Origin of the sequence: Helicobacter pylori NQ4053 (assembly GCF_000274605.1) — a bacterium.
GTDB lineage: Bacteria > Campylobacterota > Campylobacteria > Campylobacterales > Helicobacteraceae > Helicobacter > Helicobacter pylori_CV.
Map to the genome: position 1 here is coordinate 132,055 of NZ_AKNV01000006.1, position 14,740 is coordinate 146,794.

Annotated in this window: 12 protein-coding genes; 8 read left to right on the plus strand and 4 right to left on the minus strand. The window is 40.5% G+C overall.

All coding sequences use genetic code 11. The features are described from left to right. Positions 1 to 13: 13 nt before the first annotated feature. Entirely contained in the window at positions 14 to 2,632 is a 2,619-nt protein-coding gene (gene valS, locus AYS37_RS05785) for a valine--tRNA ligase (protein WP_001874708.1), read from the minus strand. A gap of 136 nt (positions 2,633 to 2,768) precedes the next feature. Between valS and fliW the strand changes: the two genes are divergently transcribed. The 6 genes from fliW (at position 2,769) to fic (ending at position 11,536) form a co-directional block, all read left to right on the plus strand. Continuing rightward, positions 2,769 to 3,176 carry a flagellar assembly protein FliW gene (fliW, locus tag AYS37_RS05790; RefSeq protein ID WP_001105858.1) on the plus strand — a complete coding sequence of 136 codons (408 nt, stop codon included), beginning with the start codon at positions 2,769 to 2,771 and terminating at the stop codon, positions 3,174 to 3,176. An 11-nt stretch (positions 3,177 to 3,187) separates the two neighbouring features. Then, positions 3,188 to 4,249: an undecaprenyldiphospho-muramoylpentapeptide beta-N-acetylglucosaminyltransferase gene (gene murG, locus AYS37_RS05795; RefSeq protein ID WP_000666670.1), complete on the plus strand. Its 1,062-nt coding sequence runs from the start codon at positions 3,188 to 3,190 to the stop codon at positions 4,247 to 4,249. Positions 4,250 to 4,357: 108 nt separating this feature from the next. After that, positions 4,358 to 6,454, plus strand: coding sequence for a Hop family outer membrane protein HopI (hopI, locus tag AYS37_RS05800; protein ID WP_001179064.1), 2,097 nt, complete (start codon positions 4,358 to 4,360; stop codon positions 6,452 to 6,454). A 23-nt stretch (positions 6,455 to 6,477) separates the two neighbouring features. Continuing rightward, complete coding sequence (gene hopL / locus AYS37_RS05805; protein WP_000592753.1) at positions 6,478 to 10,188, plus strand: Hop family outer membrane protein HopL; 3,711 nt, start codon at positions 6,478 to 6,480, stop codon at positions 10,186 to 10,188. A gap of 13 nt (positions 10,189 to 10,201) precedes the next feature. Next, on the plus strand, positions 10,202 to 10,975 hold the full coding sequence (gene proC / locus AYS37_RS05810) for a pyrroline-5-carboxylate reductase (RefSeq protein ID WP_000404508.1): 774 nt from the start codon (positions 10,202 to 10,204) through the stop codon (positions 10,973 to 10,975). A gap of 27 nt (positions 10,976 to 11,002) precedes the next feature. Then, a complete protein-coding gene (gene fic, locus AYS37_RS05815) occupies positions 11,003 to 11,536 on the plus strand; it encodes a protein adenylyltransferase Fic (protein WP_000549896.1) in 534 nt (177 codons plus the stop codon). Positions 11,537 to 11,779: 243 nt separating this feature from the next. On the opposite strand, the gene ybeY is transcribed toward fic, so the two are convergent. From ybeY to AYS37_RS05830, 3 genes are all read right to left on the minus strand, one after another. Beyond that, positions 11,780 to 12,202: an rRNA maturation RNase YbeY gene (gene ybeY, locus AYS37_RS05820; protein WP_000889560.1), complete on the minus strand. Its 423-nt coding sequence runs from the start codon at positions 12,200 to 12,202 to the stop codon at positions 11,780 to 11,782. Positions 12,203 to 12,255: 53 nt separating this feature from the next. Then, on the minus strand, positions 12,256 to 12,750 hold the full coding sequence (locus AYS37_RS05825; RefSeq protein WP_000516063.1) for a flavodoxin: 495 nt from the start codon (positions 12,748 to 12,750) through the stop codon (positions 12,256 to 12,258). A 90-nt stretch (positions 12,751 to 12,840) separates the two neighbouring features. After that, positions 12,841 to 13,422 (minus strand): DedA family protein, encoded by a 582-nt coding sequence (locus tag AYS37_RS05830; RefSeq protein ID WP_001874710.1) that lies wholly within the window; start codon positions 13,420 to 13,422, stop codon positions 12,841 to 12,843. A 128-nt stretch (positions 13,423 to 13,550) separates the two neighbouring features. Here AYS37_RS05830 and ccoS point away from each other — a divergent pair, with 128 nt between their 5' ends. Together ccoS and AYS37_RS05840 are read left to right on the plus strand one after the other, a co-directional pair. After that, on the plus strand, positions 13,551 to 13,742 hold the full coding sequence (ccoS, locus tag AYS37_RS05835; protein ID WP_001090948.1) for a cbb3-type cytochrome oxidase assembly protein CcoS: 192 nt from the start codon (positions 13,551 to 13,553) through the stop codon (positions 13,740 to 13,742). A gap of 26 nt (positions 13,743 to 13,768) precedes the next feature. Continuing rightward, the gene (locus AYS37_RS05840; protein WP_000076653.1) at positions 13,769 to 14,740 is read left to right on the plus strand and encodes an NAD(P)-binding domain-containing protein; all 972 of its coding nucleotides are present in this window, start codon (positions 13,769 to 13,771) and stop codon (positions 14,738 to 14,740) included.

A 14,740-nucleotide genomic window follows, 5' to 3' on the forward strand; every position in this document is an offset into this window, starting at 1 on the left:
TCTATCCTTTTTATTATGGTTGTTCTAACAAATCCAATTCTTGCTTAATTTTACTTTCTTTTTCCAAAAGCGTTTTTAAACTCTCTTTGGCTTTTTCTAGCACGCTTTTAGGCGCGTTTTTGACAAAATTTTCATTGTGCAAATTGAGTTTTAGTTTTTCTTTTTCCAGTTTTTCTAGCTGCTTTTTTAAACGAGCAATGAGCGGGCTTAAATCAAGATTTTCTAAATTCGCATAAGTTTGGCAAAATTCCCCCACATCGCTCACGCTCTTTAAAGGCTTAGAACTAATCACGCTGACTTTTTCTAACCTCGCTAATTTTTGGGCGTAATTTTGCAAACGCTCTGTGTTTTCTATTTTCTCCCTCAATCCCACGCTCGCTTCTTTTAAAACAATCGGTGGGGTTTCTAGCATGATTTTTAAACGCCTTAAAGACACAATGCAATCTTTGATCACTTCAAATTCATGCTCTAATTTTTCATCTTGCGCCAAATCTTTAGGGTAAGGCATGATCATGATAGAATGAGCGTTTTCTAGATCCGTGTTACTGAGCTTGTGGTATAAAGACTCACTGATAAAGGGCATGAAAGGGTGCAAGAGTTTTAAAGCCTCTTTTAACACGCTCCCTAATTCGTCTATCGCTTCATTTTCCACTTTAGAAAATTCAATGAACCAATCGCAAAATTCCCCCCACAAAAAGCGGTACAATAAAGTCGTGGCGTCATTAAAACGATAATTGTCTAAAGCGTTACGAACCTCTTTAGCAACAAGATTCAAGCGCGATTTCGCATAACGCCCCAAAGGCGTTTGGTATTCATTCAAACGCTCTTTATCTTTAAAAGATTCTTGTTTGAGTTTCAAGTAACTCGCCGCATTAAAAAGCTTGTTGGCGAAATTCTTGTTATTTTCTAAATGCGCAGTAGAAAGCTTAATGTCCCTACCCGTAGCGCACAAATTGGCTAAAGTGAAACGCAAGCTATCCGCGCCGTATTTTTCTATCATCTCTAAAGGATCGATCACATTACCTTTAGATTTGCTCATTTTTTCGCCCTTTTCGTCCCTAACCAAGGCGTGCAAGTAAATGTCTTTAAAAGGCAATTCGCCTAAAAGCGATTCGCTGCAAAAGAGCATCCTAGCCACCCAAAAAAAGAGGATGTCAAACCCAGTAATGAGCGTTGTGTTAGGGTAGAAATCTTTCAAATCGTTTTCATTAAACAAACCGCTTTTTTCTTGCCCCCACCCCAAAGTAGAGAACGCCCATAGCCCTGAACTAAACCATGTGTCTAGCACATCTTTATCTTGCTCTAGTTTTTCACTCTTACAAGTAGGGCAACTTAAAGGGGTGTCTAGGCTTACAAACTGGTGGTTATTTTCACAAGTAAACACCGGTATTTGATGCCCCCAAAACAATTGCCTGCTGATACACCAAGGGCGTAATTCCCTCATCCAAGCGTTATAATTATTGATCCAATTAGAAGGGTAGAATCGTGCTAAACCTTGTTGGATTTTTTCAATGGAACTTTGAGCGATTTCAGGCTTGACAAACCATTGCTTAGACACATAAGGCTCTACCACATTATGGCAACGATAGCAATGCCCCACTTGATGCGTGTGCTCTTCTATCTTTTCTAATAAGGCGTTTTCTTTTAATCTTTCTACGACCTTATCTCTAGCCTCTAATCGTTCTAAATTTTCAAACTCCCCACAATGCGCGTTCAAAATCCCCTTTTCATCAAAGATTTTAATCATTTCCAAATGGTGGCGTTTGCCCACTTCATAATCGTTAAAATCATGCCCAGGGGTAACCTTCACACACCCTGTGCCAAACTCCATTTCTACATGCGCATCAGCGATAATAGGGATTGTGCGATTGATTAAAGGCAAGATCACTTTTTGCCCCACTAAATGCCTGTATCTCTCATCGTTAGGATTGACCATAAGCGCGCTATCGCCAAACAAAGTTTCAGGGCGCGTGGTGGCCACCACTAAATAATCTTTTTGATTTTCTAAATAATATCTAATATAATACAACGCCCCCTTACGCTCTTCATACTCCACTTCAATATCGCTTAACGCCCCATCTTTAGTGCACCAATTCACCATGTAATTGTCTTGAACGATGAGACCTTGTTCATACCATTTCAAAAACGCCAATTTAACCGCTCTTTGCAAGCCCTTATCCATCGTGAAACGAGTCCTAGAAAAGGCCGCGCTCACGCCTAAGTGCTTCATTTGCTCTAAAATCGCTCCCCCACTCTTTTCTTTCCACTCCCACACTTTTTGAACGAACTCTTCACGCCCTAAATCTTCTTTTTTAATCCCTTGACTTAAAAGCTGCTTTTCCACGACATTTTGCGTCGCAATGCCGGCGTGATCAAGCCCGGGCTGATACAAAGTCTTATACCCGTCCATGCGCTTATAGCGCGCTAAAATATCTTGCAAGCTTAAAGTTAAAGCATGCCCTATGTGTAAGATGCCGGTCACATTAGGAGGGGGCATCATCAAGCAAAATCGTTTGTTTTTTTCTTGGATTTTTTCATTGCCATCAATTTCAAAATACCCCCTATGAGAGCAAATGTCATAAATCTTTTTTTCTATCTCTTCTGGTTGGTAGGTGGTGGGTTCTTGTTTCATTATCATTATTATCCTAAAATAGAGCGTTCCTTAAAAAATGGTTGGATTTGGAACGCCTTTTGCTTTTACGCTTTTAATTGTTGCGTATTTTTTTAAAATTATACAACAAAGCATTTAAATTAAAAAGGATAGCCCAGTGAATTACTTTTTAAAAGCCCCTATTTTAGGATTTGAGCATATCAATGAAGTGCGTTTGGAAAAAATTGATTCCTTATTCAGCCGATTGGTTAGTCAAACGAACTCACCCATGGCGTTGGATATGGTCTTAGTGAATCCTTATTGTTTGAGGGAATACAGCTTTGTGATACCCAAATATATAGAATTACTGCTAGAATTAGATTCTCATTCCAAAGTGGAGGTGTATTGCGTGGTCGTGTTGCAAAAAAATTTAGAAGATTCTATGGTTAATTTCTTAGCCCCCTTAGTGTTTAATTCCAAAAATGGCTTTGGCGCTCAAGTCGCGCTTTCTATGATGGATTACCCGGATTTTGGCTTTAGAGATCCTTTAAAAAGCTTTGTGATTCAAGAAAGAGAACGAGCTTAAGGGTTTCTAGCATGAAATTCGCTCTTACAGGGGGAGGCACAGGGGGGCATCTCTCTATCGCTAAAGCCTTAGCCATAGAATTAGAAAAGCAAGGCATAGAGGCTATTTATCTAGGCTCCACTTATGGGCAAGATAGAGAATGGTTTGAAAACAGCCCCTTATTTAGCGAACGCTATTTTTTCAACACGCAAGGCGTGGTCAATAAAAGCTTTTTTAAAAAAATAGGCTCTTTATTCTTGCAAATTAAAGCGACTTTCAAAGCCAAAGAGATTTTAAAAAAACACCAGATCACGCACACCATTAGCGTGGGAGGGTTTAGTGCAGGGCCGGCGAGTTTTGCAAGCTTGCTTAATAAAATACCCCTTTATATCCATGAGCAAAACGCCATTAAAGGCTCTCTTAATCGCTACCTTTCCCCTAAAGCTAAGGCGGTGTTTTCAAGCTACGCTTTTAAAGATAAAGGAAATCATGTTTTAACCTCCTATCCCGTGCAAAACGTTTTTTTTGATTCCGCCAGGACTCGAACTGAAATCAAACATATCTTATTTTTAGGCGGTTCTCAAGGGGCGAAAGCGATCAATGAATTTGCGTTATTAAACGCTCCCAAACTCACCAAACAAGGGATTAAAATCACGCACATTTGCGGCTCAAACGCTCATGAAAGAATGCGTTTTTTTTACCAGGAATTAGGGCTGTTGGATAAGATAGATTTGTTCGCTTTCCACAACAACATCACAGAAGTCATGCACAGAGCGGATTTGTGCGTGAGCCGAGCGGGTGCTAGTAGTGTGTGGGAATTGTGTGCCAATGGCTTACCCACGATTTTTATCCCCTACCCTTTTGCGAGCAATAACCACCAGTATTACAATGTCTTAGAATTTGAAAAAGAAAACTTATGCTATGTTGTGCCTCAAAATGAATTATTGCCTAAAAAACTCTTTGAAGTTATTAGAAAGCTCAACCAAAAAGACGATCAAGGCAATAAAAACCTAACCACTATCAGCAACCAATTGCAACAAAAAATCGCTAAAGACGGCGCAAAAACCATCATTGAAACGATTTTGAGCGCCTAAAACAGCCCATTTTAATCAACAATTAAGCGACTAACCATTAAACTTAAGCGATAAATAAGATAAAATTTAGGATAGCTCAAATCTTTATAAAAAGAAAAGGATAACCCCTTGCAAAACTTTGTTTTTAATAAAAAATGGCTTATCTATTCTAGCCTACTCCCCTTATTTTTTCTCAATCCCTTAGTGGCAGAAGATGACGGGTTTTTTATGGGGGTGAGTTATCAAACTTCTCTAGCCGTTCAAAGGGTAGATAACTCAGGGCTTAACGCCAGTCAAGACGCATCCACCTACATCCGCCAAAACGCTATCGCTCTAGAATCTGCAGCGGTGCCTTTAGCCTATTATTTAGAAGCGATGGGCCAACAAACTAGGGTTTTAATGCAAATGCTCTGCCCTGATCCTTCTAAAAGATGTTTGCTCTATGCGGGGGGCTATCAACAAAACGCCCAAAATGGCGATACAGGCAACAACCCCCCAAGAGGCAATGTCAATGCCACTTTTGATATGCAATCTTTAGTCAATAATTTAAACAAGCTCACCCAACTCATCGGCGAGACTTTAATCCGTAACCCTGAAAATCTTCCTAACGCTAAACTCGTTGAAGTCAAATTTGGCAATCAAAGCACTGTTATTGCCTTGCCTGAGGGTCTAGCCAATACCATGAACGCTTTAAACGATGATATTACCAACGCTTTAACCACGCTCTGGTATAACCAAACCTTAACGAATAAATCCTTTAGCGCCCCTAGCGGCAGCTCTGTAAATTTTAGCCCCGAAGTGTTGCAACACCTTTTACAAGACGGCTTAGCCACAAGTAATCAAACCATTTGCAGCACTCAAAACCAATGCACCGCTACCAATGAAGCTAAATCTATCGCTCAAAACGCCCAAAACATCTTCCAGGCTTTAATGCAAGCAGGGATTTTAGGGGGGCTAGCGAATGAAAAGCAATTTGGCTTCACTTACAACAAAGCCCCTAATGGCAGCGATTCCCAACAAGGCTACCAAAGCTTTAGCGGCCCGGGTTATTACACCAAAAACGGCACTAATGGCACTACCCAAGCGCCCTTAAAAAACTTACCCGCTGGAGCGACAGTTGGATCAGGCAATGGCCAATACACCTACCACCCCAGCTCGGCAGTCTATTATTTAGCGGATAGCATCATCGCTAATGGCATCACCGCTTCTATGATTTTTTCAGGCATGCAAAATTTCGCCAATAAAGCCGCTAAACTGACAGGCACTTCAAGCTATAGCCAGATGCAAGATGCGATCAACTATGGGGAAAGCTTGCTTAGTAACACCGTAGCGTATGGGAATTTCATCACCAATTGGGTCGCCCCCTATTTGGATTTAAACAATAAAGGTTTGAATTTCTTGCCTAGCTATGGGGGGCAATTGAATGGTGCTAATAGTCAAACCCCACAAAATACTTTAACCCCACAACAAGCCCAGCAAGAACAAAAAGTCATCATGAACCAACTAGAGCAAGCCACAAACGCCCCCACCCCCGCGCAAATAGACAGGATCTTAGCCAACCCCTATTCCCCCACGGCAAAAACTTTAATGGCTTATGGGCTTTATCGCTCTAAAGCAGTGATTGGTGGGGTGATTGATGAAATGCAAACTAAAGTGAATCAAGTCTATCAAATGGGCTTTGCTAGGAATTTTTTGGAGCATAACTCTAATTCTAATAACATGAACGGCTTTGGCGTGAAAATGGGCTATAAGCAATTTTTCGGCAAAAAGCGCATGTTTGGGCTTAGGTATTATGGCTTTTATGATTTTGGTTACGCGCAATTTGGCACAGGATCTTCTTTAGTGAAAGCCACTCTCTCTAGCTATGGGGCAGGCACAGACTTTCTTTATAATGTTTTTACCCGAAAAAGAGGGACTGAAGCGATAGATATAGGTTTTTTTGCCGGCATCCAACTTGCAGGGCAAACCTGGAAAACGAATTTTTTAGATCAAGTGGATGGCAACCATCTTAAGCCCAAAGACACTTCTTTCCAATTCCTTTTTGATTTAGGCATAAGGACTAATTTTTCCAAAATCGCTCATCAAAAAAGATCCCGTTTTTCTCAAGGGGTAGAATTTGGCCTTAAAATACCGGTGCTTTATCACACCTATTACCAATCAGAAGGCGTTACAGCGAAATATAGAAGAGCCTTTAGTTTTTATGTGGGCTACAACATAGGCTTTTAATCAAACAAAATAAGGGAAAATATATGATAAAAAAAACTAAAAAATTCATACTATTCTTTTTGGTTAGCTCCCTCTTAGCTGAAGACAATGGCTGGTATATGTCTGTAGGCTATCAAATCGGTGGCACGCAACAATTCATCAATAACAAACAACTTTTAGAAAATCAAAATATCATCAATAGCGTAACCCAAAGCGCGATCAATATTGCAGGGCCTACTACCGGTTTAATCACTTTAAGCTCTCAAAGCGTCATTGACGCTTTAGGCTATGGCGTGAGTAACACTGTTGGCAACCAATTAGAGGGCATTTCTAATATCTTAAACCAAATTGGCAAAAGAAAAGACTTTTATTCTAGCCGTCAAATCTCTAGCATTTCCCAGCAAATCATAGGGCTTAAAGGAAGCTCTGATCCCTTAAAAGCCCACTCTTCACAAATCACAGCCAAACTCCTTTCCAACACCCAGAGCGCGTTTGATAAAGGCATCGCGCTAAGCACTAGCATCATTAGCTCTATCAATAGCCTTAATCCCAGCAACAACACCCAAGAAGTCAAAGCCCAGCTCCAAAGCACCGCGCAATCCATGGCGGAATTATTGCAACAAATTGAACACAGCATCACTAAAACCACTAGCACCACTTACGCGCAATCCTTACTCTCCAATCTGACCGATGCGGTGAATGCCTCTAGCAATAATACCGCTTATGTGAGCGCTCTTGTTAACGCTTTAAACACTTTAGGGGTGGGGGTTTTCCCTACCACAACCTCAACGCATGTGGTGCTAAACCCACCAGGACAAGTCGTATTCTATCCAGCTAATTCCATTTTAGGCTCTACTTCTTCAAACAGCAACAACCAACAACAATACAACAACACCCTTTTAATGAACACCTTACAAGGGGAATTAAGCGCTAATAACCAAAATAACCCCAATGGTTGTACCAATCAAGTCCAGTGTTTGGAGCAATTCATCCAAAATTTAGCCCCTTTAGCCGCAACCCCCACTTCAAACAACCAAGCCAACCAGCAAGTCCAAGCCATCGCTCAAAAGCTTCAAAGCGTTGCTATCAACGCTTTAGACAACAATGCGATCAACAACACCACTTATATTTTAAACAACTTGCACAACGCCTTGAATTTCCAAGCCTATGAAAGCACGATAGAACAATACAATAACGCTTTAAAACAAATTTCTTGGATCAGTTTCACTGAGCCTAAAAACTTGCTCAAAAACACTTCTAACAATTACCAAATCGGCACGGTTACCAACGCTCAAGGGCAAAATATCAGCGCCTATGATTGCGCAAGTGCTACTGGAAGCCTTTCTAGCGATGCTTCTAGCGGGATTTCATGCTCAGCCACAAGCTCCACAAATGGCTCTACAAACAGCACAAACAGCTTTGATAATTCTTTAGTCGCTACCTCCAAAGTCCAAACCATAGGGGGCAAAGAGCAGATCGGCGTGAATTCTTTCAACTTGGTTTCTCAAGTGTGGAGCGTTTATAACTCTTTAAAAACTTCAGAAGAAAATTTGCAAAAAAACGCCAAGATATTATGCACTAATGGGACACAATCCGGGACAAGCTCATGCGGCAACTCTGGGGGTTTGAGTATCAGCGGGAACTCCCAATTGCAAAACATTTTAAGCTCTACTAATGGGGCTAGCGCTACCGCTCAAGCTAAAAGCAACGCTCCCAAACTGAAAGCGATGGTGGTTGTGAACAATGAAGAAGAAACTAAAACGACTAATTTAGCCCAAAATAGTGGGCCAACCACACAATCTCCTAACAGCACGGTAATGGGAGCTTTAAACACCGTGTTGCAAAATGTCAGCAATTTCCAACAAAGCATTCAAAGCGCTTTTCAAAGCCAAAGCAGTAATATCCAAGCTTGGGCGAATGCGATTTATAACACCAATGGGAATCAATCGCAAAATTTAACTACTAGCAATAACCAAGATTTACGCATCCAATTGAGAGCGAATTTTTACCAGCTCATCAATACGATTGACCAACAAACGCCCACTTCAGTGCAAGCCATGATCGCTCAAAGCCAGCAAACCCAACAAACAAGCGGATCAGCAAATACAAATAGTCCATGCGCAAATGGAATGAATGGGAGTAATAATACCAACTGGTGCTATCAGCAGTGGTCCGATTCTAAGGCTTATTACAGCGGGTTGCAAAGCGCTTTAGGGTATCAAACACAAGCGACAACTCAAAGCGGGAGCAGTGGTGGGAGCAGCATCACCTACAATGTCCAACAAATCACGCTCACTAGTAATGGTTTGCTCAATCAAATCATCACAAATCTTAAGAGCGTTAATGGGGGCAGTAATGGGGGAAGCAGTGGAAATGGGACTAGTCAAATCAACACAGCCTACCAGATGCTCACAGACGCCAGCGATGGGAAATTAGGGACTTATAATAGTAGCGGTAATAGTGGCAGTAACAACGGCTATACGCCATGCAATAGCACCAACGGAAGCAATGGAACGAGTGGGAACAATTGCTACACCCCTAGCAAAACACAAAGCGCCACCACCGCAACCACTAACGCAACCACTAATGAAAATAATAGCTTGCAAAAAGTCTATAATGACGCCCAAAAAATAGCCAACATTATCGCCAGCTCTGGGAATAATAAAGGCGTTGAAAACGGCTTAAAACAATTCTTTGAAGCGCTAAAAAGTAATAGTAGCAGTCTCAGTAATTTGTGTAATGGTAGTAGTGGCACTAGCTCTACTTGCTCCGGTGGGCTTATCAACCTTTTAGGGGCAATCCCTATGAATGGGGTGAGCGATACGAATAATTTAATCCATTTGCTCACTGAATTTATTAAAACCGCTGGGTTTATCCAAAATAATGATAGTAATGTATCTACTAGTCTTACAAGCGCTTTTCAAGCGATCACGAGCGCTATTTCTCAAGGGTTTCAAGCCTTGCAAAACGATATTAGCCCTAATGCGATTTTAACCTTGCTCCAAGAAATCACTTCTAACACCACCACCATTCAGTCGTTCTCGCAAACCTTACGACAGCTTTTAGGGGATAAAACCTTCTTTATGGTGCAACAAAAGCTCATTGATGCGATGATTAACGCCAGAAATCAGGTTCAAAACGCGCAAAATCAAGCCAATAACTACGGCTCTCAACCCGTTTTAAGCCAGTATGCGGCCTCTAAAAGCACCCAACATGGCATGAGCAACGGCTTAGGGGTTGGCATAGGCTATAAATACTTCTTTGGTAAGGCTAGGAAATTGGGCCTTAGGCATTATTTTTTCTTTGATTACGGCTTTAGTGAAATAGGCCTAGCCAATCAAAGCGTGAAAGCGAATATCTTTGCTTATGGGGTAGGCACGGATTTTTTATGGAACTTGTTCAGGAGGACTTACAACACTAAAGCGTTGAATTTTGGGCTATTTGCTGGGGTCCAACTGGGTGGCGCAACCTGGCTTAGCTCCTTAAGGCAACAAATCATTGACAACTGGGGGAACGCTAATGACATCCATTCAACGAATTTTCAAGTGGCGCTGAATTTTGGGGTGCGCACCAACTTTGCGGAGTTTAAGCGTTTCGCTAAGAAATTCCACAATCAAGGGGTTATCAGCCAAAAGAGCGTGGAATTTGGGATCAAAGTGCCTCTCATCAATCAAGCGTATTTGAATAGCGCCGGGGCTGATGTGAGCTATAGGAGACTTTATACTTTCTATATCAATTACATCATGGGGTTTTAAAAAAGGGTGTGTCATGGAAATCTTACAATTCATCGGCTATGGGAATATGGCTCAAGCGATTTTAGAAGGCTCTCATGAGATCTTATCCAAGCGTTTTATTTTAGAAATCACCGGAAGAAACCCTGAAAAAATCGCCCCCTTTTTACAAGAAAAAAACATTCAAGCTCAAATCGTGCCTTATAAAGACGCTATTGATATACACCAAAAATTCGTGTTTTTACTTTTTAAGCCTTACAACCTTAAGGATTTTAATTATCAAGGGCAAGCTAAAAGCGTTTTGAGCGCACTAGCTGGCGTGAGTTTTGAAGCTTTAAGCGATGCGATTAATTCTTTACATTACTTAAAATGCATGCCTAACATTGCGAGCAAATTCGCCCTATCTTCTACGGCGGTGTGTGAAAAATCGGTTGCACCTTCAATAAGCGAGAAAGCTTTGAGTATTATTGAGAGTTTTGGGAATTGCGTGCGAGTGGGCAATGAAGAGCAGGTGGATTCTAGCGTGGCGACAAACGGGAGCGCACTCGCTTTTTTAAGCTTGGTAGCGAGCGGTTTGAAAGATGCCGGCATTAGAGAGGGCTTGAACGCTAGAGATTCTTTAGAATTGGTGAAAATGAGTTTTAAAGGCTTTGCCAAGCTGTTAGAAAAAGAACGCCCTGAGGTGATTATAGAGCAAATTTGCACCCCTAAAGGCGCAACGATTGAAGGCTTGAGCGTTTTAGAAAAAAAGGGGGTTAGAGGAGCGTTTATAAAAGCATGCCATGAAAGCGTGAAAAAAATGCGCCTCTAAAAATTACACTCTTAAAAAATCAGCGCGATGCATTTAGACAGACAGAGTTTAGAAAAAGCCAAGCATTTGATCCAAAGCGGTCTGATTGACACCATAGAAGTAGGCACAATCAAGGGCTTGCAAGAAATCCATCGGTTTTTGTTTGAAGGGTTGTATGAATTTGCCGGGAAAATCAGGGATAAAAATATCTCTAAAGGGAATTTCAGGTTCGCTAACTGTTTGTATTTGGATTTGATTTTACCCAGAATTGAAAGCATGCCGCAAAATAATTTCAATCAAATCATAGAAAAATATGTGGAAATGAATATCGCCCACCCTTTTTTGGAAGGTAATGGCAGAGCCACAAGGATATGGCTTGATTTGTTGCTTAAAAAGGAATTGAAAAAAATCGTGCTTTGGGAAAGGATTGATAAAGCCGCTTATTTGAGTGCGATAAAAAGGAGTCCTGTGAATGATTTGGAAATCAAAACGCTTTTAAAAAAGCATTTGAGTTCTAATACCAACGATCCCTTAACTTTCATTAAAGGCATCACGCAGTCGTATTACTATGAAGGGCTTTGAAAAAATACTAAAATCATTTTTTATAATCCAATACGAAAGAGTTTGACGCTAGTCAAGAGATAGTTTTTTATAATGCGATCTTAGGGGATTAGTGGGATTTAGTTGGGGGTTGCAGGAGAAAATGTTTTACCTCCTATCCCCCCTTTACTATAAAATAAAATTTAAAATATAAGACAAAATAATTAAAGCCCCATTTTAAAAGAAATTAAAAGCTTTATTTGTAAGCATTAAAGCAATCTAAAACTAATCCTGTGTGCGTTCAATCAAACTCAAAGGCAAGTTAAAAATTTTAATGAGTTCGCCCTCTTTTTGGCGTTGTTCACCCTTATCTTTTTCATGGTCATAGCCTAGCAAGTGCAACACCCCATGAATGAATAAAAGAGCGATCTCATTTTCTAAGCTATGCCCTAATTTCAGGGCGTTTTCTTGAGCTAATGGCGCATTAATCACCACGCTCCCTAAAGGGGCGTGCGGAATCGCTTCTAAAGGGAAGCTCAAAACATCGGTAGCGTAATCGCAACCCCTTAAATCCCTGTTGATTTCTCGCATGGTTTCATCGCTCACCAAAACAAGCTCAATGATTTGAGTGGGGGCTAAAACATTTGCGATTTTTTCTAATAATAAAAAGTCTGATTCCAGCGGGGTTTGGTTGTCTATTTCTAGCATTAAAGATATAAAAAGAAGTTTAAAAAAGCCCTAAAATTTAGGGCTTATAAAGATTAAGCGAAAGAACCTTTAACTTGTTCTACCCATTTTGAAATCCTCTCATCAGTGAGATCGTCTTGATTGTCTTCATCAATCACAAGACCCACGAATTTACCGCCTTCTACCGCTTTAGAAGCTTCAAAATGATAACCATCAGTAGAAGTTTGCCCTACTACTTTGCCGGCTTTAGCTTTTTCATAAATGTGGAAAATGCCTTCTGCGAAAGTTTCGCTGTAAGTGTCTTGATCGCCTAAGCCCACAAGCCCAATGGTTTTATTCGCAAAGTCGCTCGATTCTAGCGTGCCTAAAAAGTCTTCCCAATCTGTTTGCAAATCACCAGCACCCGCTGTTGGAGCGACTAGAATAACCTTTGTAAAGCTATTAAATTGATCTTTAGAAGCTTTAGCCACATCAACCACTTCCGCATTACCAATAGCCTTGCTGATTTTTTCAGCGATAGCTTCAGCGTTCCCGCTGTCTGTCCCAAAAAAGATACCAATTTTTCCCATGTTCTCAATCCTTATTTTTAAGATATTAACGCACCCGCTTTTAGCGAATGCTTGTGGGCATAGTCTAGCACATTTAATTAAACATCTTGCTTAAAAACCCATTTTGCGCGAATATCGTTTCAATAAAAACCATATTAAAAGCACGATAAGAGCAAAGCTTATCACAAAAAACGAAGTGTAATGAGAAAGCCTTTCATACAGCGTTTTCACCCAATCGCTCGCTTTAAAAGAAACGCTCCCCACGATTAGCGCCCACAAAAAACTGGACAAAACATTAAGCCATAAAAACCTTTTTAAAGGGTATTTGCTAAAACCAATTGCCAAAGGCACAACGCTTTTAATCCCATACAAATATTTATTGACAAAAATCATGAGCAAGGCGTAGCGTTTCACCCACAAACTCGCCAAAGCAAGCTTTCTTCTATGCTTATGAAAATACTTTAAAAACTCTCTTTTTTGATAGCGGGCAAAGATTACAAGAGCCCCACTCCCTACCATATTCCCTAAAAAAGCGACAAGAATGGTTATTTTTATATCTAAAGCGTGCGTGGTAGCGCTCAAAATGGAAGCGATGACAATCCCCACATACCCACCCCCTAAAGAATATAAAAATAAAATAAGATAACCCCACTCTTTAAAGCCCTCTTGAAAACGCAACAACGCTTCTTGCATAAAAACCCTCTTTTGATTCGTTTTTATTTTCATGTTATCCAAACTTATTCAACCTATTGGTGATTTAAACGCTATCTTTTAGTATAATATAATGACAGCATTATCCTAATAATCTAAAAGATATAGAGATGAATACAGAAATTTTAACCATCATGTTAGTTGTCTCAGTGCTTATGGGATTGGTAGGCTTAATAGCGTTTTTATGGGGGGTTAAAAGCGGTCAGTTTGACGATGAAAAACGCATGCTTGAAAGCGTGTTGTATGACAGCGCGAGCGATTTGAACGAAGCGATTTTACAAGAAAAACGCCAAGAGAATTAAAAGAATTAAAATAAAAAGGATAGAAAATGAGTCAAGAAATTTTAGACGTGTTGATAGTGGGCGCAGGGCCTGGGGGCATTGCCACGGCCGTAGAATGCGAAATAGCCGGCGTTAAAAAAGTGCTTTTATGCGAAAAAACCGAAAGCCATTCAGGCATGTTAGAGAAGTTTTATAAAGCCGGTAAAAGGATTGATAAAGATTATAAAAAGCAAGTCGTAGAGCTTAAAGGGCATATCCCTTTTAAAGACAGCTTTAAAGAAGAAACTTTAGAGAATTTCACTAACCTTTTAAAAGAGCATAGCATCACGCCAAGCTATAAAACCGATATTGAGAGCGTGAAAAAAGAAGGCGAATTGTTCAAAATCACCACCACTTCTAACACAACCTATCATGCTAAATTTGTGGTGGTTGCGATCGGGAAAATGGGCCAACCAAACCGCCCTACTTATAAAATCCCTGTTGCGCTCTCCAAACAAGTGGTTTTTAGCATCAATGATTGTAAGGAAAATGAAAAAACCCTTGTGATCGGCGGAGGCAACTCAGCGGTGGAATACGCCATTGCTTTGTGCAAAACCACCCCAACCACTCTCAATTACCGCAAAAAAGAATTCAGCCGCATCAATGAAGACAACGCTAAAAACTTGCAAGAAGTCCTAAACAATAACACGCTTAAAAGCAAGCTTGGAGTGGATATTGAAAGCCTAGAAGAAGATAACACTCAAATTAAGGTGAATTTCACCGATAACACGAGCGAGAGTTTTGATCGCTTGCTGTATGCGATCGGTGGCTCTACCCCTTTAGAATTTTTTAAACGCTGTTCTTTAGAATTAGATCCTAGCACCAATATCCCTGTGGTGAAAGAAAATTTAGAGAGCAACAATATCCCTAATTTGTTCATCGTGGGCGATATTTTATTCAAATCAGGAGCGAGCATCGCTACCGCACTCAATCATGGCTATGATGTTGCGCAAGAAATCGCTAAAAGGTTGCACTCTTAA